The following is a 21,112-nucleotide window of genomic DNA, read 5'->3' as shown; positions in this document are numbered from 1 at the left end:
TCGATTGGGTGGTTGACGGTCGGGCGCCAATGTTATCAGCAATTAGTGCGTGACCTGTTGCCGCCGGTTGGCCGACAATCGCGCCTTTGCCGTGGGGTAGACCCTTTAGGAGTAGTGATGAGCGAGGAGCGTGTCGAGCGCCTGCTGGCCGAAGTCCATGATGATTTCGGCATGATTCGTGTACTCGAGGTGGCCGATTACCGGTTTCTCGAGTTTGGCGACGCCATCGAGCAAAGCTGCGTGTTCACCGCTGACCCGAGCTGGCTGGAGTACGACTACACCCGCGCGATGCTGATCGGCGCGTTGTGCCATGAGCAGCCGGAGAGCGCACTGTTCCTCGGCCTGGGAGCTGGGACCTTGACCCAGGCGTGCCTCAAGTTCCTGCCGCTGGAGGATGTCGAAGCCATCGAGCTGCGCCCCGATGTGCCGCGCCTGGCCATCGAATACCTGGGGCTGGATGATGATCCGCGCCTGTATATCCGCATCGGCGACGCCTTGGAATTGTTGGAGAGCGCTGAATCGGCGGACCTGATTTTCGTCGACCTCTACACGGATGTCGGTCCCGGCGTCGGACACCTGGCCTGGACCTTCCTGGAAAACTGCCAGAAGAAACTCAACCCCGGCGGTTGGCTGGTGATCAACCAGTGGGCGACCGATGATGGCAAACCTTTGGGCGCGGCGTTGCTGCGTGGTTTGTACCACCGGCATTATTGGGAACTGCCGGTGAAGGAGGGCAATGTGATCCTGTTGGTGCCTTCGGAGCTGGACCAGGCGCTGGATCTGGATGCGCTTTCTACTCGGGCTGAGTTGTTGGCGCCGCGTCTGGGTTATTCGTTGCAGCCGTTGATCAAGGCGATTCGTCCGGCTACATAAGCTAGATGCCCTTGAACACCCCCGGCCGCTTCTCGACCATCGCCCGCACGCCTTCCTTGGCATCCTCGCTGTTCAGCAATTTATCCACCATCGGCGGCAGCGCGGCGGCGGCAACGGTTTCGCCTTCCATGTGTGCCAGGCGGGCCGACATCAAGGTGGCCTGGACGCCAAGCGGGGCCTGGCGCGCGATGCGGCTGGCGAGTTCGATGGCGCGGGGCAGCAGGTCTTCACTGGCCATGACTTCCTGCACCAGGCCCAGGCGCAGGGCTTCATGGGCGTCGAATTCATCGCCGGTGAGCAGCCAGCGCATGGCGTTGCCCCAGCCGGCGATCTGATGAAAGCGCAATGTCGCGCCTCCAAACGGAAAAATCCCACGTTGCACTTCCATCTGCGCAAAGCGGGTATTGCTCGCGCACAGGTTGATATCCGCCGCGAGCATCAACTCGATACCGATGGTCAGGCAATAGCCCTGGGCCGCGACGATCACCGGTTTGCTGACCCTGGGGCCGGCGAAAACGCCCCAGGGATCGCAACCGCCCAGGGGCGGTTGCCAGCCTCCAGCCATCACAGCGCTGACATTGGCCAGGTCCAGGCCCGCGGTGAAGTGGTCGCCGTGGGCAAATACTACGGCCACCCGTGCTTCGTCATTTCGATCAAATTCGCCATAAGCCAGGCTCAGTTCATTGAGCAAGTCCAGGTCAAAGGCGTTGCGCTTGGCGACCCGATCCAGGCCCAACAGCAGGACATGGCCCTGGAGTTCACGGCTGACGCGGCTGCTGCTGGCTTGATTCATCGGGTGTTCCCTCGGGCGCAATGAAGGGTTTCAGACCAAAGGGTCTCGATGCAAGGTGAACCGTTTAAGCGTTATGACCAGCAGGGCCGGGCCTTTGAAAAATAGACCCTGCCGCGCTTATCTGCAAAGACTGTGATGCAGCGCGGTTTATCGGCGCCTGGCGATAAAAAAAGCTCCCTTTTTCAGGTATTTCCGGTATAGTGCGCGCCGGCCTTTAACCGGGCCGCGTTTAGGTAGCGCAATTCCCCGAAGTCAGCTTCGGCTGCACGTCCGCACAGCGGACTCTCCCTTGACGAATCTTTTTCATTCATTCGTTTTCGCAAATCCCCGCCGACAAAGCAGCCAGGGCGACTCTTGAGTCTCAACACGGCATGCGCAGCTTTGGAGCATGGGTCTTTGCGGATGCACTTAGAGGCAGACCCATGACCCAGGAAACCGGCGGCTTCGCCGCTTTTAATCTTAACCCGAACATTCTCGCTGCCGTCATCGCGACCGGCTACGAAGAACCTTCGGCGATTCAGCAGCAATCGATCCCGATCATCATGGCCGGCCAGGACATGATTGGCCAGGCGCAAACCGGTACCGGTAAAACCGCCGCGTTCGCCCTGCCTATCCTACACTGCATCGATCCTGCCAAGCGCGAACCGCAAGCCCTGATCCTGGCGCCAACGCGTGAGTTGGCGCTGCAAGTAGCAACCGCTTTCGAAACCTACGCCAAGCAAATGCCAGGCGTTACCGTTGTTGCCGTCTATGGCGGCGCGCCGATGGGCCCGCAACTGAAAGCCATCCGTAATGGCGCTCAGATTGTTGTTGCCACCCCGGGCCGTCTGTGCGACCACCTGCGTCGCGACGAGAAAGTCCTGTCGACCGTGAACCACCTGGTTCTGGACGAAGCTGACGAAATGTTGAAGCTGGGCTTCATGGATGACCTGGAAGTCATCTTCAAGGCACTGCCTCCGACCCGTCAGACCGTCCTGTTCTCGGCTACCCTGCCACAGTCGATCCGTGCCATTGCCGAACGCCATCTGCGCGATCCGCAACACGTGAAGATCCAGACCAAGACTCAGACCGTTACCGCGATCGAACAGGCTCACCTGTTGGTTCACGCTGACCAGAAGACCTCGGCTGTATTGAGCCTGCTGGAAGTCGAAGACTTCGACGCCCTGATCATGTTCGTGCGTACCAAGCAAGCGACCCTGGACCTGGCCAGTGCCCTGGAAGCCAAAGGCTACAAAGCCGCTGCGCTGAACGGTGACATCGCCCAGAACCAACGTGAGCGCGTGATCGACTCCCTCAAGGATGGCCGCCTGGACATCGTTGTGGCGACCGACGTAGCGGCTCGTGGTCTCGACGTGCCGCGTATCACCCACGTGTTCAACGTTGACATGCCTTACGATCCGGAATCCTACGTTCACCGTATCGGCCGTACCGGCCGTGCCGGTCGCGAAGGTCGTGCACTGCTGCTGGTGACGCCACGTGAGCGCCGCATGCTGCAAGTGATCGAGCGTGTAACCGGTCAGAAAGTCGCCGAAGTCCGCCTGCCGGATGCCCAGGCTGTTCTCGATGCCCGCATCAAGAAACTGACCAACAGCCTGTCGCCGCTGGTGGCTGACGCTGAATCGACCCACGGCGACCTGCTGGACCGCCTGACCGCCGATATCGGTTGCACCCCGCGTGCCCTGGCTGCAGCCCTGCTGCGCAAGGCTACCAACGGTCAGGCCCTGACCCTGGCAGCCATCGAGAAAGAGCGCCCACTGGTGCCGAACAACGCGCCACGCGGTGATCGTCCAGAGCGTACCGGCGACCGTCCGGACCGTGGTGATCGTGAGCGTCGCGCTCCGGTTCCATTGGCTGAAGGCCGTGCTCGTTGCCGTACCGCGCTGGGCGCACGTGATGGTATCGCTGCCAAGAACCTGCTGGGCGCTATCCTCAACGAGGGTGGCCTGGCGCGTGAAGCCATCGGTCGCATCCAGGTCCGTGACAGCTTCTCCCTGGTGGAGCTGCCGGAAGACGGTCTGGAAAAACTGCTGACCAAGCTGAAAGACACCCGCGTTGCCGGCAAGCAATTGAAGCTGCGTCGCTACCGCGAAGATTGATCCGCCCTTGGGCTGATTGATCGCACATAAAAAATCCCCGACTGGTTCGGGGATTTTTTTTGTCCGCTGTTAACCGAAGCGGTAGATGTCCATACCCAGCGCGCCCATGGTGAACCCCTGGTGTGCAACGCTGAAGTCACCCCCTGCGCCGCGCGCAAAGTACAGCGGCAACAAATGTTCATCGCTGGGATGATTGCGCACGGCGTGGGGCGCCTGGCGACGGTAATCATGCAAGGCCGCCTCGTCGTTGGCGGCGAGTGTCTCCACCATCCAGTCACGGAAGTCGCGTGCCCAAGGCTCGATACTCTCAGGTCCGGCCTGCCAGTTCAGCTCGCCCAGGTTATGGGTGATGCTGCCGGAGCCGATCAACAGTACGCCCTGTTCGCGCAAGCTGGCCAAGGCATGCCCGACGCGGGTTTGCAGGGCAGGGCCCATGTGACTGGGCAAGGAGACTTGCACCACTGGAATATCCGCTGCCGGGTACATCAGCGAGAGCGGCACCCAGGTGCCATGGTCAAAAGGGCGGCGCTCATCGATCCGCGCATTCAAGCCGTCGGCATGAAGCAGTTCGACAATTTCGTTGGCCAATTGCAAGTCGCCCGGTGCCGGGTACTGCACGGCGAACAGCTCCCGGGGGAAACCGCCGAAGTCGTGCCAGGTCTCGGGCGCAGCACTGCCGCTGACCAGCAGTTCCTGACTTTCCCAATGTGCCGACACCACCACAATTGCCTTCGGCCGCGGCAGTTCAGCGGCCAGGCGCTGCAGGGCGGGGCCGCTGGCGCCGGGTTGCAGGGCAAGCATGGGCGATCCGTGGGAGATAAACAGGCTGGGCAACATAAGGAAGGTCCTGAGGTTTAACATGGGCCCATCTTCAATCAGATCATTGATCTAAATCTAATATAAGTTTTAGCGCTTTTTGATCGAATTTTCGGAGGTGATTCCATGGAGCCCAAATTCTGGCAGGAGCGCTGGGCGCGCAATCAGATTGGCTTTCACCTGCCCGAGGTCAATCCTTACCTGCTGCGGTATTGGCCTGCGCTGGGCCTTGCCCAGGGCGCCAAGGTGCTGGTGCCGCTGTGTGGTAAAAGCCTGGACCTGATGTGGCTGGCCAGCAACGGCTATCACGTATTCGGCGTTGAACTGTCGGAGCAGGCGGTAGAAGCCTTTTTCAGCGAGCAGAACCTGACGCCGCGCATCACTCGGCACGGCGTGTTCAAGGTGTACCAGGCTGATTTGATCGAAATATGGTGCGGCGATTTCTTTGCCTTGGACGCCCGGGCACTGGCTGACTGCACTGCGCTCTACGACCGTGCCGCACTGATCGCCCTGCCGCCGCTGATGCGCGCGCAGTACGCCGAGCAGTTGAACAGCCTGTTGCGGCCAGGCTGCCAGGGAATACTGATCACCCTGGACTACGACCAGACGCAAAAAGCCGGCCCGCCCTTTGCGGTGCCGGATGATGAGGTGAAGGTGCTGCTGGGTTTGCAGTGGAGCCTGGAGGTGCTCGAAGCCCAGGATATCCTGGGTGAGAGCTGGAAGTTCGTGCAGGACGGTGTCACGTGTCTTGAAGAGCGCGTTTATCGGCTCACCAAGGGGTAAAACCCGCGCGCAAAAAAGGGGCGATCCAATCGCCCCTTTTGCATTACCGGGTATCAGCCCCGACGACGCAGCGCGTCGATACGCTCTTCCAGCGGCGGGTGGCTCATGAACATGCGAGCCAGGCCCTGCTTGACACCGCCGTTGATGCCAAAGGCGGTCAGGCTGTCGGGCATATGCACCGGCAGGCCCTGTTCGGAGCGCAGGCGCTGCAGCGCACTGATCATTGCACTGGTGCCAGCCAGGCGCGCGCCGGCTTCGTCTGCACGGAACTCTCGTTTGCGCGAGAACCACATCACAATCGCGCTGGCCAGGAAGCCCAGTACCACTTCGGCAAAGATGGTCGCTACGAAGTAGGCGATTCCGCGGCCGCCTTCGTTCTTGAAGATCACCTTGTCGACAAAGTTGCCGATGATCCGCGCAAAGAACATCACGAAGGTGTTCACCACGCCCTGCACCAGCGCAAGGGTAATCATGTCGCCGTTGGCTACGTGGCCGATCTCGTGCGCGAGGACCGCCTTCACCTCATCGGGTGAAAAGCGCTCGAGCAGCCCTTGGCTGACCGCCACGAGGGCGTCGTTCTTGTTCCAGCCCGTCGCAAAGGCGTTGGCCTCGTAAGCAGGGAAAATCCCGACCTCGGGCATTTTTATACCTGCTTCTTGAGACAACTGCTCCACGGTCTGCATCAGCCATTGTTCATGGCGGGTGCGTGGTTGAGTGATGATCTGGGTGCTGGTGCTCATCTTCGCCATCCACTTGGAGATGAACAGCGAGAACAGCGAACCGGCAAAACCAAAGACCGCACAGAAAATCAGCAGCTGATTGAGGTTCAGATCAACCCCGTTGGCCGCCATGAACCCGTTGAAGCCGAAAAGGCTCAGGGTGATGCTGGCAATCAGCACGACCGCCAGGTTGGTGGCCAAGAACAGCAGGATGCGCATCATGGTTGTAGAGTTCTCCTCATGCTTAATATGTCGCGTACTGCGGGGTATATAAGGTGCGGCTTGGGGTGATTCAACCGAGCGACTATTTCAAACTGTGTCCTACAGCCTGAATGTAGAGCCTTGAAGGGATTTTCCGATGACGAATGTTATCCGTGAAAAGCTATTTTTTGCCTTGCGGCCCCGTAACTACAGGGGCTTGTGGATGTAGAAACGCAAATGCAGTACGGGGAAAGTGCACAGCCAGAGAAGTGTTGCCAGATAATCGCTGTACGACCGAATGCCGGTCGTACAGCGCCACGTCGGTTACTGGCGATAGGACTTGAGGAAATTGCCGATACGGCCAATGGCCATGTCCAGGTCATCCACGCGGGGCAGGGTCACCACTCGGAAGTGATCCGGCCACGGCCAGTTGAACGCCGTGCCCTGGACCACCAGCAGCTTTTCCGAGAGCAGCAGGTCGAGCACGAATTTCTCGTCGTTGAGGATCGGGCAGACCTTCGGGTCGATCCTCGGGAAGGCGTACAGCGCGCCCATGGGCTTGACGCAGCTCACGCCCGGGATTGCATTGAGCAGCTCCCAGGTACGGTTGCGCTGTTCCAGCAGGCGGCCCTGGGGCAGGATCAGGTCATTGATGCTCTGGTAGCCGCCGAGGGCGGTCTGGATTGCGTGCTGGCTCGGCACGTTGGCGCACAGGCGCATGTTGGCCAGCATGTCGATGCCTTCGATGTAGCTCTGGGCATTGTGCTTGGGCCCGGAAATCGCGATCCAGCCGGAGCGGAAGCCCGCCACGCGGTAGGACTTGGACAGGCCGTTGAAGGTCAGGCACAGCAGGTCCGGCGCCAGGGAACCGGTGCAGATATGCACCGCATCGTCGTAGAGGATCTTGTCGTAGATCTCGTCGGAGAACACCACCAGGTTGTGCTGGCGTGCCAGCTCGAGCATGCCCAGCAGCACTTCCCTGGAATACACGGCGCCGGTGGGGTTGTTCGGGTTGATGATCACCAGGGCCTTGGTGTTCGGTGTGATCTTGGCCTTGATGTCGGCCAGGTCCGGGAACCAGTCGGCGCCCTCGTCGCACAGGTAGTGCACCGGGTGGCCGCCGGCCAGGGTCACGGCAGCGGTCCACAGTGGGTAGTCCGGTGCCGGCACCAGCACTTCGTCGCCGTTGTTGAGCAGGGCCTGCATGGACATCACGATCAGCTCGGACACGCCATTGCCCAGGTAGATGTCTTCGATGCCGACGCCTTCGACCTGCTTCTGCTGGTAGTACTGCATCACGGCCTTGCGCGCGCTGAACAGGCCCTTGGAGTCGCTGTAGCCCTGGGCGGTGGGCAGGTTGCGGATCACATCCTGGAGGATTTCATCCGGCGCTTCGAAACCAAAGGGCGCCGGGTTGCCGATGTTCAGCTTGAGGATGCGATGGCCTTCCTCTTCCAGGCGCTTGGCGTGCTTGAGCACCGGGCCGCGAATGTCGTAGCAGACGTTGGCGAGCTTGTTCGATTTGCTGACCTGCATGGCGATGTGATCCTGAAAATGAACGATCCAGACGGTGTGGGCACTACCGTACTGTGAATGCTGCAAGGCCCGCACCCATAAATACGTTTGAATGCCGGTAGCGCGGGTGCCAGACTGGCGTTTTGAAGAGGCGCAATCATACGTGCCGCCTGATCCGTGGAAAAGATACAGATCAGGCTTTTTCAGTTGCCGAGGTGTACCGATGGAAAAGTTGCAGAAAACCGTTGAAGAATGGAAGGCAATGCTCGATCCGGAGCAGTACAACGTGTGCCGTCTCAAGGGCACCGAGCGTCCTTTCAGCGGCAAGTACAATGAGACCCGGACCGATGGCGTGTATCACTGTATCTGCTGCAATGCGCCACTGTTCGATTCGACCACCAAGTTTGACTCTGGCTGCGGCTGGCCGAGTTTCTACGCGCCGATCGCCGACAGTGCAATGATCGAGATCCGTGACGTCAGCCACGGCATGATCCGCACCGAAGTCACCTGCGCCAAATGCGATGCGCATCTGGGCCATGTGTTCCCGGACGGTCCGCCGCCGACGGGGCTGCGGTATTGCATCAACTCGGTGTGCCTGGAGCTTGTACCCCGTTAACTCGACTGACGGCGGGCGCCTGTAGGAGCGAGCTTGCTCGCGAAAGTCGTCAACGATTACACGGGCATTCTGGTTCAGCCCGGTGTCCTTGAGTTTTTCGCGAGCAAGCTCGCTCCTACAGAGTGCTGATGAGGTGTCATCAGTGTGGTCAATTAAATTGCACGCAATTGAATTGCCTACTATGTTTCATCCTCTTTCTTCCTTATCGAGGCACTGCCATGAGCAACAACCTGCTGAGCATCCCTTGCACCACCATCAAGGGTGAGCAAAAGACCTTGGCCGATTTCGCCGGCAAGGCCGTCCTCGTGGTCAACACTGCCAGCAAATGCGGCTTCACCCCGCAGTACAAGGGCCTGGAGCAACTCTGGCAGCAGTACAAGGACCAGGGCCTGGTGGTATTGGGCTTTCCTTGCAACCAGTTCGGCAAGCAGGAGCCCGGTGACGAAGGTGCGATTTCCGAATTCTGCGAGCTGAACTTCGGTGTCAGCTTCCCGTTGTTCAAGAAGATCGACGTCAATGGCAGCGATGCCCATCCACTGTTCGTGCAACTGAAAAAACAGGCGCCGGGCCTGCTGGGGTCCAAGGGCATCAAGTGGAACTTCACCAAGTTCCTCATCGGCCGCGACGGCCAGGTGGTCAAGCGCTTCGGTCCTGCCACCAAGCCGCAGGACTTGACCCAAGAGATCGAAGCCTTGCTCAAATGACCGACTTGCCCAGTGTGTCCCTGGCCCTGGACAACCAGCTGTGTTTCAAGCTCTACGCTGCGTCACGCGCTGTCACCCGTGCCTATAAGCCGATGCTCGACCAGTTGGGTCTGACCTACCCGCAATATGTGGTGATGCTGGTGTTGTGGGAGTGGCACGCCACGCCTGCGCTGCAGCCGACGGTCAAGGCCCTGGGGGAGCGCCTGATGCTCGACTCAGGCACGCTGACGCCGCTGCTCAAGCGCCTTGAACAGCTTGAGTTAGTGACGCGTCGGCGCAGTGCCAGGGATGAGCGTGAAGTGCACTTGAGCCTGACCGAGGCCGGTGTGCAACTGCGGGACCAGGCCCATGGCCTGAAGACCCGCCTGTTGTGTGATCGCGGCATCGACCTGAATCAAGCCGATGCCTTGCGCGATGGTCTCGACCAGTTGCTTGTGCAACTTAAAGACTTGTCGTCCCAGGCACCCACAAGTCCAGCAGGGCATTGAGTTCTTCGCGGCGGAACGGCTTGGCCAGGTAATCATTCATCCCCGCCGCACGGCAGCGCTCGCGCTCTTCGGACAGGGCATTGGCGGTCAACGCGACAATCGGCAGGTCCGGCCAGCGTCCGCTGCGCCGAATCTGCCGGCTGGCCTCATAGCCATCCATCACCGGCATGTTGCAGTCCATCAGCACCATATCGAAGCGCTGTTCTTCAAGAAACTTGAGCGCTTCGCCACCGTGGGCGGCCACGATCACTTCGCAGCCCAGTTTGCTGAGCATGCCCTTGGCCACCAGTTGGTTGACCGGGTTGTCCTCCACCAGCAGGATGCGCGCCCGATGTGCGAGCGGTGCGGCATCCACTTGGACGGGGTCAAGCACCAGGTGCGCGTCGGTGCGTAAGTTGCGTTGCAGGATCTGGTACAGCGCGTTGCGGCTCAAGGGGCGTGCCTGTTGGTGCAACGGCGCCAGTGCCGCCACTTCTTCGCTGGGCATGAAGTTGCCATAGGCGGTCACCAGCAGGATGGGCGCGGTAATGCCCGGCCGTATGCGGAACAGGCATTCCGGGCAGTCGGTAATCAGCAGGTCGGGGGTTTGCCCGCTCAAATCGTCATCCATGGTGAAACAACGCAGGGACAGTCCCCAGCAGGGCAGCAGGGTCGTGAGCAACTCTGTCAGGCCGCTGCCGGCGTTGGTGATGGCGATGACCTCGCCTTTGAGAGGCGCTGGCTGCACTGCGGGCAAATGGGCGGGCAGTGGCAGGTCTGCGCAGAACTGGCTGCCAAAGCCCACTTCCGAGCTGATACTCAAGCGCCCCTTCATCGCTTCGCACAGGTTGTGCGTCAGTGCCAGGCCCAGGCCCGTCCCGCCATACTGGCGAGTGATGCCGGCGCCGGCCTGGGTGAACGGTTGGAAGATTTTCACCTGCGCTTCCTGCGCAATACCGATGCCGGTATCGCAGACTTCAATGCGTACACCGCCGTCGTGGGTACCCAGGCGCACATCGACCCGACCAAAGCGCGTGAACTTCAAGGCGTTGGAGAGCAAGTTACTGACAATCTGCCGCACACGGGTCGGGTCACCGAGCACCTGGGCCGGGAACTGCGGGTCGATCAGGCAGCTCAGCTCCACGCTCGGTGCGGCGTTCTGCGATAACAGGTTGGCGGTGTCTTCCACCAGTGCGCCCAGGTCGAACGGGATGCGCTCCAGCTCCAACTGGCCGGCGTCGAACTTGGACAGGTCGAGAATATCGTTGAGCAGTTCCACCAGCACTTTGCCGGAGTCATGGGCGATAGACAGTTGCTGGCGTTGTTCGGCGTTCAACGGGCTGTCCAGCGACAGTGCGATCATGCCCAGCAGGCCGTTGAGCGGGGTGCGGATTTCGTGGCTCATGTTCGCCAGGAAGGCCGCCCGGGCCTGGGCCATGCCCAATGCATGCATCTTGGCGGCTTCCAGCTCATCGTTGGACTGGGTCAGCCGCTGGTTGCTGGCCTTGAGTTCAAGGGTGCGCGCGGACACGATATGTTCCAGTTGCCCCAGGTATTCGGTCAGCCGATCCTCGGCGTGGCGGCGCTGCTGGATTTCGGTTTCCATGTTTTCGAATTGCTGGTTGGCGACGTCCACCAGCACGCCGATTTCATCGTGCTCATGCCCTGGCGGGCAGTCCAGGCGTGCCTGCTTGCGGGTACTCAGCTCACGAATAATGCGCACCAGCGGTTGGGTCAGCATGACGTAGAACAGGCCCAGCAGAATCCCGGTCAGCAGCAGGCTACGCGCGAACCCGTTGAGCAGGGTGATCTCGGCGCGGCGCAGGAACCGGCTGCCAAAGGCGTAGGTGTCGACGTCCAGGCGCAGTACGCCAAGTGACTCGTTGGGCATGTGGCTCAGGAACAGTTGGTCTTCGAACTGGCGGTTGGCGCCAAACATGAAGTCACTGATAGGCCGGTAGGTGCTTTCCTTGCGTGGCCGGTCGACATCGGCCAGCACCACGCCGTTGTTGTCGATCAACTGCGCGCGAATGATGGCGGGGGAGTGCAGCAGGCCCAGGGTCAGTTCCTGGGCCAGTTCGGCATCGATGTTGTAGGCGATACGTGACGCGGGGTTATGGCTGATTTCGATCAGCGAACGTATTTCGCGGTTGATGGATGCGTCTTCGCTGGCATAATCAATGCCGATTTGGATCAGGCTGAGCAAGGTTCCCAAGACGAAACCGACCAGCACCGTCAATCTGGCTTGTTTATAAGACAAGCGGTGGGCGAACTTGATATCCATTGAGTGTTGAACCACTTCACGTTTCCCTTCGCCCGGCAAGCATAGCTGAACATCCACACGCCCAGGCCTGCCCGGCATGAAACGTTTTTTACGCAGCCCCAAGCGGTCTGTCGCAGGGTTGCCAATACGCCATCTTTTGCAAGAACTTGCCAGAGGAATAATCGTGGATTCTCGATTGAGTGCCTTTCTGGAGCGAGCCGATGCCGTGCTCGCCCGCCTGGAACCCTTGTTGCCCGCGCCGCGCCAAACCATCGACTGGAACCAGTGCCTGGCCGCCCGCTGGCAGCGTGAGGGCCGCAGTGGCTTCCTATTGCCGCTGGACGTGAGCCTGGACATGCGCTTGTCCGACCTGATCGGCGTGGACAAGCAACGTGAAACCCTGGCGCGCAACACCCAGCAGTTCCTGGATGGCCTGCCTGCCAACCATGCGTTGCTGTGGGGGTCGCGGGGCACCGGTAAATCGTCCATGGTGCGCGCTTTGCTCGCTCAACACGCCAAGGCCGGTCTGCGCCTGATCGAAATCGAGCGTGACCACTTGGCCGACCTGCCGCGTGTGGTTGAGCAACTGCTCAAGTTGCCGCAACGTTTCATCCTGTTCTGCGACGACTTGTCGTTCGAAGCCGGCGAAGGCGACTATCGGGTACTCAAGAGCGTGCTGGATGGCTCCCTGGAACAGGCCCCTGAAAACGTGCTGCTGTATGCCACGTCCAACCGCCGCCACCTGGTGCCGGAAAACCAGAGCGACAACGATAACTGGAAGCGCGTGGACGGTGAGTTGCACCCGAGCGAGGCGGTGGAAGACAAGATTGCCTTGTCCGACCGCTTTGGCTTGTGGCTGTCGTTCTACCCGTTCACCCAGGAACATTTCCTGGACGTGGTCGAGCACTGGATCGGCGAGCTGGCGAACAAGGCGGGTTTGCAGTGGCAGCGTGATGAGGACCTCGACATTCTCGCCGTGCGCTGGGCCACCGGGCGCGGCAACCGCAACGGTCGTTGCGCGTATCAATTCGCCCGTTACTGGGTGGGTCTCAAATTGCTGGAGCGTCAACCATGATCGATTTACAACAGGCCGGCACCGGCCTCGGTGGCTATGCCTTGCTGAGTGCCCAGCTGGAGTCGCTGCTGGCCGATGAGCGTGATTTCATCGCCAACAGCGCCCAGTTTTCGGCTTTCCTGTTCAGCCAGCTGGATGACCTGAACTGGGCGGGCTTTTACCTCAACCGCAATGAAGAGCTGGTGCTTGGCCCGTTCCAGGGGCAGATCGCCTGTGTGCGTATTCCGTTCGGCCGTGGGGTGTGCGGCGCGGCCGCGGCCTCGCGGCAAACCCAGCGAGTAGACGATGTGCACGCGTTCCCCGGGCATATCGCCTGTGACAGCGCGTCCAACAGCGAACTGGTGGTGCCACTGGTCAAGGACGGCACATTGATTGGTGTCCTTGACCTCGATAGCCCGTCGTTGGCCCGCTTTACCCCCCAGGATCAGGCCGGTATCGAACAGCTGGCGGCGATTTTCCTGCGTTTGACCGACTGCTGATCGAAATAGGGGGCGCAGCCCCGCCCCTTATCGGCCATCCAGTTCGTCAAGCCGCACTTGCAGCATCCTCTCCAACTCCAGCATCAGCTTCTCCAGGGATTTCACCCCCGCTTCGATCAGGGGCCGATCATCGCCCCGGGCACAGGCCTGTTCGACGGCTTCGCATTGCGAGGCCAGCGCAGAGGCTTGAACGATGCGCGCGGCCCCCTTGATCTTGTGAGCCTGTTCGATGATCTCTTCGGGCAAGGCCTGCGCAGCGATCAGTGCAACCAACTCCTGGCGATCCTGGCGACTGCTGCTCAGCAACTCCTCCAGCAAGAGGCGGCTCATGTGTGGATCGCCACCGGTAAGGGCCTCGAAGTTGCCGATGTCCAGGGTCATGCCGCTGGGTTGAGGACTGATCTTCGCCAGTTGCAGCTCCAGCGCCGTAAGGTTGATGGGTTTGAACAGGCAGTCATTCATGCCCGCCTGCGCACAGCGTTGTTTCTCTTCGGGCTGGGCATTGGCGGTAAAACCCAGTACCACGCAAGGCGTCAGTTGTTCGCGCTCCTCGTATTCGCGGATCGAACGACTCAGTTCGTAGCCGTTCATGATCGGCATGTTGCAATCGGCGATCACCAGGTCAAAGTGCTCCTGGCGCCAGGCCTGGAAGCCGGAGGCGCCGTTCTGGGCGGCGGTGTACTGATGGCCCAGGTAGCCGAGCTGCTGGCACATCAACAGGCGATTCGCCGGATGATCGTCCACCACCAGCACATTGAGCACCGGCACGTTCGAGGTCTCGGCGGGCTTGAGTTCTTCGGCCACCTGCAGCGCCTGCAGGCGATTCATCTTCAGGCTCACATGCACCTGGGTGCCCACCATGGGCACGCTGCTCAGGCTCAGTTGCCCGCCCATCATCGCGCACAGGCTGCGACAGATCACCAGCCCGAGACCCGCACCGCTCCTGGCCAGCTGTCCTGAGTTGTCCGCCTGGGCAAAGGGTTCGAACAGGCGCATCTGGTCGTCCCGGCTGATACCGATGCCGGTGTCTTCCACCACCAGTTTCATCTCGACCTGCTGCGGCAGTTCGGTGGCCGATACTTCCACCTTGATCTTTACCTGGCCACGTTCGGTGAACTTGATGGCGTTGCTGATCAGGTTGGACAGCACCTGCTTGAAGCGCAGCGGGTCGATCAGCACTTCGGTGTGCTCCAGATCAGGCGTGAACTCCAGCAACAGGCTAAGGGTCTTCTGGCGCGCCAGGCCGTCGAAGACACGCACCACCGACTCGATCACCTCCCTCAGGTTGACGCGTTCCGGTGCCAGGCTGAGGCGCCCGGATTCAATCCGCGCGATGTCCAGGATGTCGCCGATAAGCTCCAGCAGATCCTTGGCCGAGTTGTAGGCGACTTCGATGGCCGGGCGGTCGAGGTGGCCCTGGTCCGCCCGCTTGAGGGTCAGCTCGAGCATGCCGATCACCGCGTTCATCGGCGTGCGGATTTCGTGGCTCATGGTGGCGAGGAACGTGCTCTTGGCCCGATTGGCTTCGTCGGCTCGCTCCTTGGCGGTGCGGAGTTCGTCGAACAACTGGCGCCGCTCACTGATATCGATCCAGCCACCGATGATGCCCTGGACTTCACCGACGGAGTCGCGGTACGGCAGGATCCAGTGGTAGATCGTCAGTTTTTTTCCGCGAATATGCAGGGTGCGGTCCAGGATCAGCGGGTTGCCCTCGGCCACCACGCGCTGATAGTCGGCATGGTATTGCGCCGCCTCGACTGCAAGGGCTGTGCTGATCTGGATCGCGCTTTTACCTATCACATCCTCGCGCTTGACGTCGAACGCCTGCAGGTAACTGTCGTTGCAGGTCTGCAGCAGCCCCTTGTTGTCACGCACGTAGATCGGGTGTGGGGTTTCATTGACCAGGGCGCGCATGAACTCGAACTGATCATTGAGGGCGCGCTCGGCCATTTTGCGGTGCTTGATCTGGCGGCGCATGTACGCGTTCCAGCTCAGGGAAATCAGCAGCAGCAGGCCGGTCCCGATGACGATGCGCGCAATCAGTTGGTGATAGTCGCGCCAGTAACTGTCCGAGGCCGCGGTATAACCGCGCCAACGACTGTTGATCACGCCGAGTTCGTCCGGGGCGATGCTGAGCAACGCCTTGTCGAGAATCGAGCTGAGTTCGGTGGCGCTGCGGGATGTCGCCAGCCCGAAGGTGGCCGGCATCGTGCCGATGCTGAAGCTGATTTGGATCTTGTCCTGGAGTATCTGCGAGGACAGGAAGTAATTGGCGACCACCAGGGTATTCACCGCGCCCTCTACCTGGCCTTGTACCAGAAGTTCGGCTGACTTGAACGTGTCGCCGGTATCTACCAGCTGAATCTTTGGGAAGTGCTCACGCAGGAATTTTTTCAGCGGACTGCCCTGCGTGATTGCCAGGCGCTTGCCCTCCATTTCCTCAAGGCCTGTAGGGGCCTGGCCGTCCTTGCGTGTCAGCATCACGTAGGAGTTTTCCAGGTAGGGACGACTGAAGTTCAGTTGGGCTTCTCGCTCGACGCTGGGGATGATTGCGCCGACGATGTCTGCTTTGCCGGTCTCAACGTGCTCGATCATGGTGTTCACATCACGCCCGCGCTGGATCTCGAAGCGCAGCCCGGTGCGCAGGCGAATCAGTTCCAGCAGGTCGGCCGTAATGCCGCGAAAATTGCCATCGGCGTCGAAGAAGGTCAGCGGCGCAAAGGTAGGGTTCACGATCACTTTGACGACCGGGTTCTCCCTCAGCCAACGTTCTTCGCGAAGGGTCAGTTGCAGCTTTTGGTCGGTCAGGAGGATGTCGCTGCCGGCACTCCAGCGTTTGGCAATGGTTTCCCGTTCGGCAGCGGGCACGGCCCTCAGGACGGCGTCGACGATGCTCAACAGCGTCTGCTGTTCCTGGGGCATGGCAAAGCTGAATCCATAGGCTTCATGTTTGCCGAAGTTCGCCATGCGAATGTTTTTCAGGTAACCCTTGTTGATCATGTAGTGGGTGGAAATGGTATCGCCGAGAAAGACGTCTGCCTGGTCGAAGGCCACTGCATTCAAGGCGTTTTGATAAGAAGGGTAGGCACGGATGATTGCCTTGGGGTAGAGCCTTTCCACTTCGTGCAGTGGCAGATAGTGATAGACCAGTGCCAGGCGCATGCCGGCCAGCCCATCAGCCAGGCTGCGGGTTTCGCCTTCGCGGGTCACCAGCACTGGCCGGTCCACGGCGTACGGCTCCGACAGGGTCAGGTTGGGATTTGCCGCTTCAAAGCTGTTGGAGGAACCCAGTAAATCGATTTCACCCGCTTCGAGGGCATGAATGGCGGCCTCTCGGGAGGGGTAGCGCAACACTTTTACCGGCACGTCCAGCGCCATTGCCAGCAAGCCGGCGTAGTCGGCGGTGAGTCCCTCATAGTCACGCCCGCTGGAGGTGAGGTCAAAAGGCGGGTAGTCAGGAAACGCCGCGCCCAGTACCAGTTCGCGTTTGTTCTGGAGCCATTGGCGCTGGGCCTTGTTCAGGTAGGGTTCCAGCTGCACGGAGCTCGCACGACTCAAAAGGTTGAAATGCTCCGGGCTCGCTGGAGGGGTGGCAGGCACGGCGGTGCTGAAGCACAAACCGGCACTCAATATAATCAAATAGTCCTTTATACGCCTGGGCATCCTGTTTCTCACACTAGCGCGTTCCGTTTTGCCATCTCGATAAGTTCTACCAAGGACTTGGCTTGAAGTTTCTGCATCAGCCTCTTTTTATAAGTGCTTACTGTTTTGTTGCTCAAGAACATACCTTTGGCTATTTCCTTGTTGGTGCGGCCTTGTGCGAAAAGTTGCAATACCATCAACTCCCGATCGTTAACCGCCTTGAACAGTTCAAGTTCCTTGCAGGCCTCATCGTTGGTGTTCAAGGCTTGGCTGGGGAAGTAGTTATAACCGGACAGTACAGCGCGGATGGCGCTCATCAGCTCGCTCAGGTCACCTTCCTTGCACACGTAGCCATCGGCTCCCGAACGCATGCAACGCGTGGCAAACAGGGTGGGGGATTGAGCCGTCAGCACCAGGGTTTTCATCGACGCGTTCATGGCGTTGAATCGGCAAAGCACTTCCAGCCCGTCGAGTTTTGGAATGCTGATGTCGAGGATGATCAGGTCCGGCATGCATTCGCGGACCATTTGGATGGCGTCGCATCCGTTATCCGTTTCGCCGACTACTTTGAAATTTTCTTCGTGTTCCAACAACATTCGTATGGCAAGTCTTATAACCGGATGGTCGTCAATAATAAAAACTGTATTCATGATCATATTCCATGCAAGTACAAATAAAGCGGGCACATTAGCTCAGAAGCCGATGGATAAGCATGAACTTGGGGGGTGGCAGGTATAAAACAGGAAAGTTCCTACATTAAAAAAGGTAAAAGCCTACCTGTCTCTAAGGAGCTGTAACGCAAGAGGCCAAGGTTCCGCAGGGGCATGGGCCGAAGGAACATGGCAAGGACTTTACGGTGGTTATGCGCGATTTTTCCGACCGGTCGATCTGTTTAAAGTCCTACATTTATAACGTGAGTAATGTATGGGTCAAACGTGCAAGCTCATCTTTATTCAACGGCTTTGGCAAGTAACCGAGCAATGGCAGGCCACGTTTGAGGGCTTGGGTTTGCAACGCTGAAAGTTCTGCCTCGGGAAGTCCGCTGAGCAAGATGGCGGCCTTGATAAAGCATTGGCGACTGGCGATTTCAATCAACTCAAGACCGGGCAGGTCGGGCAGGCACTGGTCACAGAGGATGATGTCGAAGGGAGCCTCGGCCTGGGTCATCAAACGGATTGCCTGCTCGGCGTTTTCGGCCGGGGCCAGGTGCTCGAAGCCGAAGCTTCTCAGCAGGCATTGGGTGGCGAGGAGCTGAAAGGGATGGTCCTCCACCAACAGGATCCGAAAGGGGTAGTGGGGCATAGAAGGCACACGGTGAGTCAAGCGTCGATAGGGGGCACGTAGGAACTGTTCGCCAGACCTGCCCGGAGCGTGCGCGATTATTCTTCGGGCGCTTGTGCGAATTCGATCAGGCCGCTCTGTTCCCATCGTAGGCAGATTCTGTTCAGTGAACAGGCGGCGTGATCAGCCAGGTTATTGAGGGCTGGAGCGCCCGGTCATCTCCCGTGCCATCTCGGTGGCGTAGCTGTCGGTCATGCCGGCGATGAAGTCGATCATCCGCAGGAACGACCTGTGCAGCGGCCATGCAGGGTCCGGCGCGTTGTTGCCCAACAGGTCGAGAATGCGCCGGTTCTTGAACGACGGCGTGCGTCCGCCGTGCTGCTCCAGGGCCGCGCCGCAGAAGGCGTTCAACAGGATTTCCAGGGTGGTGTAGGCGCCGATCTCGTGGAGGGTCTTGCGCTTGTCCTGGAAGATTTTCTTGCGCGCCATGTCCTTGGCATCCAGCACGCAGCGTTTGGCGGGGCCGTGCATGTGCTCTACCAGGTCGCCGGGCAGGGTGCCGGCAAGCAAGGCCTCCTGTTGTTCGACGAAGGCGCGCGCCGCGGCGTTGGTCAAGTGCTCGATGGCCTTGCCGCGCAGGATCGCCAGCTTGCGTCGGCGCGAGTCCTGGGCGCCCAGTTGCCGGTAGGTCTGCGGCAGGTCGTCGCCCACCAGGTCGAGCAGCAGTGACTCGACTTCGGTGTACTCCAGCAGGTCCATTTCCAGGCCGTCCTCCAGGTCGATCAAGGCGTAGCAGATGTCGTCTGCCGCCTCCATCAGATAGACCAGTGGGTGGCGAGCCCAGCGTTGTTCCTCGAGTTGCGGCAGGCCGAGCTTGCTGGCGATCTGTTCGAGGATCGGCAGTTCGCTCTGGTAGCAGCCGAACTTGTGTTTCTTGTAACCCAGGGAATCGGCGTGGCGGGCGGTCCAGGGGTACTTGAGGTACGTGCCCAAGGTCGCGTAGGTCAGGCGCGTGCCGCCGTCGAACTGGTGGTATTCCAGTTGGGTCAGTACCCGGAAGCCTTGGGCATTGCCTTCGAAGTTGAGGAAGTCATTGCGCTCGGCGCTGCTCATGTCGTCCAGCCAGCCGCGCCCCGCTGCCTGTTGGAACCAGTGGCGGATGGCGTCTTCGCCTGAATGCCCGAACGGCGGGTTGCCGATGTCATGGGCCAGGCAGGCCGATTGCACCACCATGCCCAGGTCGCTCGGGTCACACCAGTCGGGCAGGGCGCTGCGCAGGGTTTCGCCCACGCGCATGCCGAGGGAGCGGCCTACGCAACTGACTTCCAGGGAGTGGGTCAGGCGTGTGTGGATATGGTCGTTGCTGGACACCGGGTGCACTTGGGTCTTGCGGCCCAGGCGGCGAAACGCGCCGGAGAAGATAATGCGGTCATGGTCTTTGTGAAACGGGCTGCGGCCTAGTTCTTCCGGGCTGTGCAGGGGTTTTCCAAGGCGTTCGCGGGTAAGCAGGGTGGGCCAATCCAAGGCGGGTACTCTCCGTACGGTGAATGACCCGCCCAGCTTCCCGGTTCCGCCTTGGCGGGGCAAGCGAAAATCTACAGGCCGGCCGCGTCGATATCGATTAACAGCAAGCGCTGACCGTTATCGAAGAATTGTCCGGCGGTGAGGCAGTACTGGTTGGTGGTGGCATCGCGGTAGGTCGAGGACAGCGTCAGGCGACGCTCCTCCCAACCTTCGGCCAGCAGGTGATAGAAGTACGGGCGCCATGACCAGTTGTGGCCCAGGTAGCGGCTGTCGGCCTGCCAGGCGTCCTGGCGCCATTCGAAGTTGGGGGTCAACTGGGTGCCATGCCGGTCGCATTGGTAAAAACGCAGCAGCCAGGGGAAGGCCGGCAGTTGGGGCAAGTGATCCAGCGGGGCTTGGGCCTGTGCCCAGGATTGCAGGATCTTCATCAGTTCGGTCAATTGCTGGCGCAGTTGCATGATGCGCCCGCGTTCGGCCAGCTTCTGCTGGACATACGCCGCGCGCAGTTGGTCAAAGCGCGGCACGAAGGCGTCGGTGGCGAACCAGTCCAATTGCGCCTGGGCAAACAGATAGCCCTGCACGTAGCGCGAACCGCATTCCAGGGCGAAGCTCAGCTGCGCCTCGGTTTCCACGCCTTCGGCAATGATCCAGCAGCCGGTCTTTTCCGCCATCTGCGCCAGCGCCCGCACGACGTCACTGCTCGGTCCGCCCCTGGCGGCTTGCTGGAACAGGCGCATGTCCAGCTTGAGGATGTCCGGCTGCAGCGCCAATACCCGGTCAAGCTGGGAATAGCCGGCGCCGAAATCATCGATGGCGATGCGCGCACCGGCCTCGCGATAACGTGCCACCACCTCGGCCAGGCGCTGGATGTCGCCGCCCAGTTCGGTGATCTCGAACACGATGCGCTGCGGGTCGACGCCATGGCTGTGGATCTGTTTGAGGCTTGGCAGCGCCTGGCCCGGACGCAATTGGTTGATCCAGCGCGGCGAGATATTCAGGCTGAGGAACCAGTCTTCGGGGGCTTCATGCAGGCGGCTTAACGCGTTGTCGCGAATCTGCCGGTCGAGACGGCGCAAGCTCGCGCCTGGCGTGCGTGGGTCGGCGAACAGCGGGCCAACGGACTGCAGGCGGCCATCAGCCTGGCGTAGACGCCCCAAGGCCTCGACGCCGGCAATGCGCCCGGTGGCGGTATCGATAAACGGTTGGAAGCAGGCGAGCGGTTGCCCGTCGATCACGGGGCCTCCTTAAAAACACTGGCGAAAAAA

18 protein-coding genes are annotated in these 21,112 nt (G+C 60.3%); 8 read left to right on the top strand and 10 right to left on the bottom strand.

The window, feature by feature from the left end; translation table 11 throughout:
- Window positions 1–117 precede the first annotated feature (117 nt).
- Entirely contained in the window at window positions 118–873 is a 756-nt protein-coding gene (locus V3W40_RS20560; RefSeq protein WP_065939972.1) for a spermidine synthase, read from the top strand.
- A gap of 1 nt (window position 874) precedes the next feature.
- Here the strand turns inward: V3W40_RS20560 and V3W40_RS20555 are convergent, their stop codons facing one another.
- Window positions 875–1,666, bottom strand: coding sequence for a crotonase/enoyl-CoA hydratase family protein (locus tag V3W40_RS20555; protein ID WP_065924442.1), 792 nt, complete (start codon window positions 1,664–1,666; stop codon window positions 875–877).
- Window positions 1,667–2,088: 422 nt separating this feature from the next.
- Here V3W40_RS20555 and V3W40_RS20550 point away from each other — a divergent pair, with 422 nt between their 5' ends.
- Window positions 2,089–3,762: a DEAD/DEAH box helicase gene (locus tag V3W40_RS20550; RefSeq protein ID WP_027606997.1), complete on the top strand. Its 1,674-nt coding sequence runs from the start codon at window positions 2,089–2,091 to the stop codon at window positions 3,760–3,762.
- Between the two features lie 69 nt (window positions 3,763–3,831).
- Here V3W40_RS20550 and V3W40_RS20545 read toward each other — a convergent pair whose 3' ends face one another.
- Window positions 3,832–4,599, bottom strand: a complete 768-nt coding sequence (locus V3W40_RS20545; protein ID WP_065924443.1) for a DODA-type extradiol aromatic ring-opening family dioxygenase — start codon at window positions 4,597–4,599, stop codon at window positions 3,832–3,834.
- A 105-nt stretch (window positions 4,600–4,704) separates the two neighbouring features.
- Between V3W40_RS20545 and V3W40_RS20540 the strand changes: the two genes are divergently transcribed.
- The gene (locus V3W40_RS20540; protein ID WP_330215560.1) at window positions 4,705–5,361 is read left to right on the top strand and encodes a thiopurine S-methyltransferase; all 657 of its coding nucleotides are present in this window, start codon (window positions 4,705–4,707) and stop codon (window positions 5,359–5,361) included.
- A 53-nt stretch (window positions 5,362–5,414) separates the two neighbouring features.
- Here the strand turns inward: V3W40_RS20540 and htpX are convergent, their stop codons facing one another.
- Window positions 5,415–6,302: a protease HtpX gene (htpX, locus tag V3W40_RS20535; RefSeq protein WP_027607000.1), complete on the bottom strand. Its 888-nt coding sequence runs from the start codon at window positions 6,300–6,302 to the stop codon at window positions 5,415–5,417.
- A gap of 303 nt (window positions 6,303–6,605) precedes the next feature.
- Window positions 6,606–7,817: a pyridoxal phosphate-dependent aminotransferase gene (locus V3W40_RS20530; protein ID WP_065924445.1), complete on the bottom strand. Its 1,212-nt coding sequence runs from the start codon at window positions 7,815–7,817 to the stop codon at window positions 6,606–6,608.
- Between the two features lie 202 nt (window positions 7,818–8,019).
- Here V3W40_RS20530 and msrB point away from each other — a divergent pair, with 202 nt between their 5' ends.
- From msrB to V3W40_RS20515, 3 genes are all read left to right on the top strand, one after another.
- Window positions 8,020–8,412, top strand: a complete 393-nt coding sequence (msrB, locus tag V3W40_RS20525; RefSeq protein ID WP_065924446.1) for a peptide-methionine (R)-S-oxide reductase MsrB — start codon at window positions 8,020–8,022, stop codon at window positions 8,410–8,412.
- A gap of 218 nt (window positions 8,413–8,630) precedes the next feature.
- Window positions 8,631–9,116: a glutathione peroxidase gene (locus V3W40_RS20520; RefSeq protein ID WP_027607003.1), complete on the top strand. Its 486-nt coding sequence runs from the start codon at window positions 8,631–8,633 to the stop codon at window positions 9,114–9,116.
- Entirely contained in the window at window positions 9,113–9,604 is a 492-nt protein-coding gene (locus V3W40_RS20515) for a MarR family winged helix-turn-helix transcriptional regulator (RefSeq protein ID WP_065947252.1), read from the top strand. Before V3W40_RS20520 ends, V3W40_RS20515 begins: the two co-directional genes overlap by 4 nt.
- Here V3W40_RS20515 and V3W40_RS20510 read toward each other — a convergent pair.
- A complete protein-coding gene (locus tag V3W40_RS20510) occupies window positions 9,558–11,867 on the bottom strand; it encodes a hybrid sensor histidine kinase/response regulator (RefSeq protein ID WP_065924448.1) in 2,310 nt (769 codons plus the stop codon). The two genes, V3W40_RS20515 and V3W40_RS20510, sit on opposite strands and share 47 nt — an antisense overlap.
- A gap of 163 nt (window positions 11,868–12,030) precedes the next feature.
- Between V3W40_RS20510 and V3W40_RS20505 the strand changes: the two genes are divergently transcribed.
- Together V3W40_RS20505 and V3W40_RS20500 are read left to right on the top strand one after the other, a co-directional pair.
- Window positions 12,031–12,921: an ATP-binding protein gene (locus V3W40_RS20505; protein ID WP_027607006.1), complete on the top strand. Its 891-nt coding sequence runs from the start codon at window positions 12,031–12,033 to the stop codon at window positions 12,919–12,921.
- Entirely contained in the window at window positions 12,918–13,400 is a 483-nt protein-coding gene (locus V3W40_RS20500; RefSeq protein ID WP_065924449.1) for a GAF domain-containing protein, read from the top strand. The genes V3W40_RS20505 and V3W40_RS20500 overlap by 4 nt, the downstream gene beginning before the upstream one ends.
- A 27-nt stretch (window positions 13,401–13,427) precedes the next feature.
- Here V3W40_RS20500 and V3W40_RS20495 read toward each other — a convergent pair whose 3' ends face one another.
- The 5 genes from V3W40_RS20495 to V3W40_RS20475 form a co-directional block, all read right to left on the bottom strand.
- Entirely contained in the window at window positions 13,428–17,063 is a 3,636-nt protein-coding gene (locus tag V3W40_RS20495; RefSeq protein ID WP_330215559.1) for a transporter substrate-binding domain-containing protein, read from the bottom strand.
- An 8-nt stretch (window positions 17,064–17,071) separates the two neighbouring features.
- Complete coding sequence (locus V3W40_RS20490; protein ID WP_065924451.1) at window positions 17,072–17,692, bottom strand: response regulator transcription factor; 621 nt, start codon at window positions 17,690–17,692, stop codon at window positions 17,072–17,074.
- A gap of 256 nt (window positions 17,693–17,948) precedes the next feature.
- Entirely contained in the window at window positions 17,949–18,344 is a 396-nt protein-coding gene (locus V3W40_RS20485; protein ID WP_065924452.1) for a response regulator, read from the bottom strand.
- 171 nt (window positions 18,345–18,515) lie between these two features.
- Window positions 18,516–19,847 carry a deoxyguanosinetriphosphate triphosphohydrolase gene (locus tag V3W40_RS20480; RefSeq protein WP_065924453.1) on the bottom strand — a complete coding sequence of 444 codons (1,332 nt, stop codon included), beginning with the start codon at window positions 19,845–19,847 and terminating at the stop codon, window positions 18,516–18,518.
- 71 nt (window positions 19,848–19,918) lie between these two features.
- Window positions 19,919–21,082, bottom strand: a complete 1,164-nt coding sequence (locus V3W40_RS20475; protein WP_027607012.1) for an EAL domain-containing protein — start codon at window positions 21,080–21,082, stop codon at window positions 19,919–19,921.
- Between the last annotated feature and the right edge of the window lie 30 nt (window positions 21,083–21,112).

The sequence above is a fragment of the Pseudomonas sp. AM8 genome, assembly GCF_036346475.1.
GTDB classification, from domain to species: domain Bacteria; phylum Pseudomonadota; class Gammaproteobacteria; order Pseudomonadales; family Pseudomonadaceae; genus Aquipseudomonas; species Aquipseudomonas marginalis.
The sequence above is the reverse complement of the archived record's forward strand: the minus strand, read 5'-3'. Positions and strand labels throughout refer to the sequence as shown.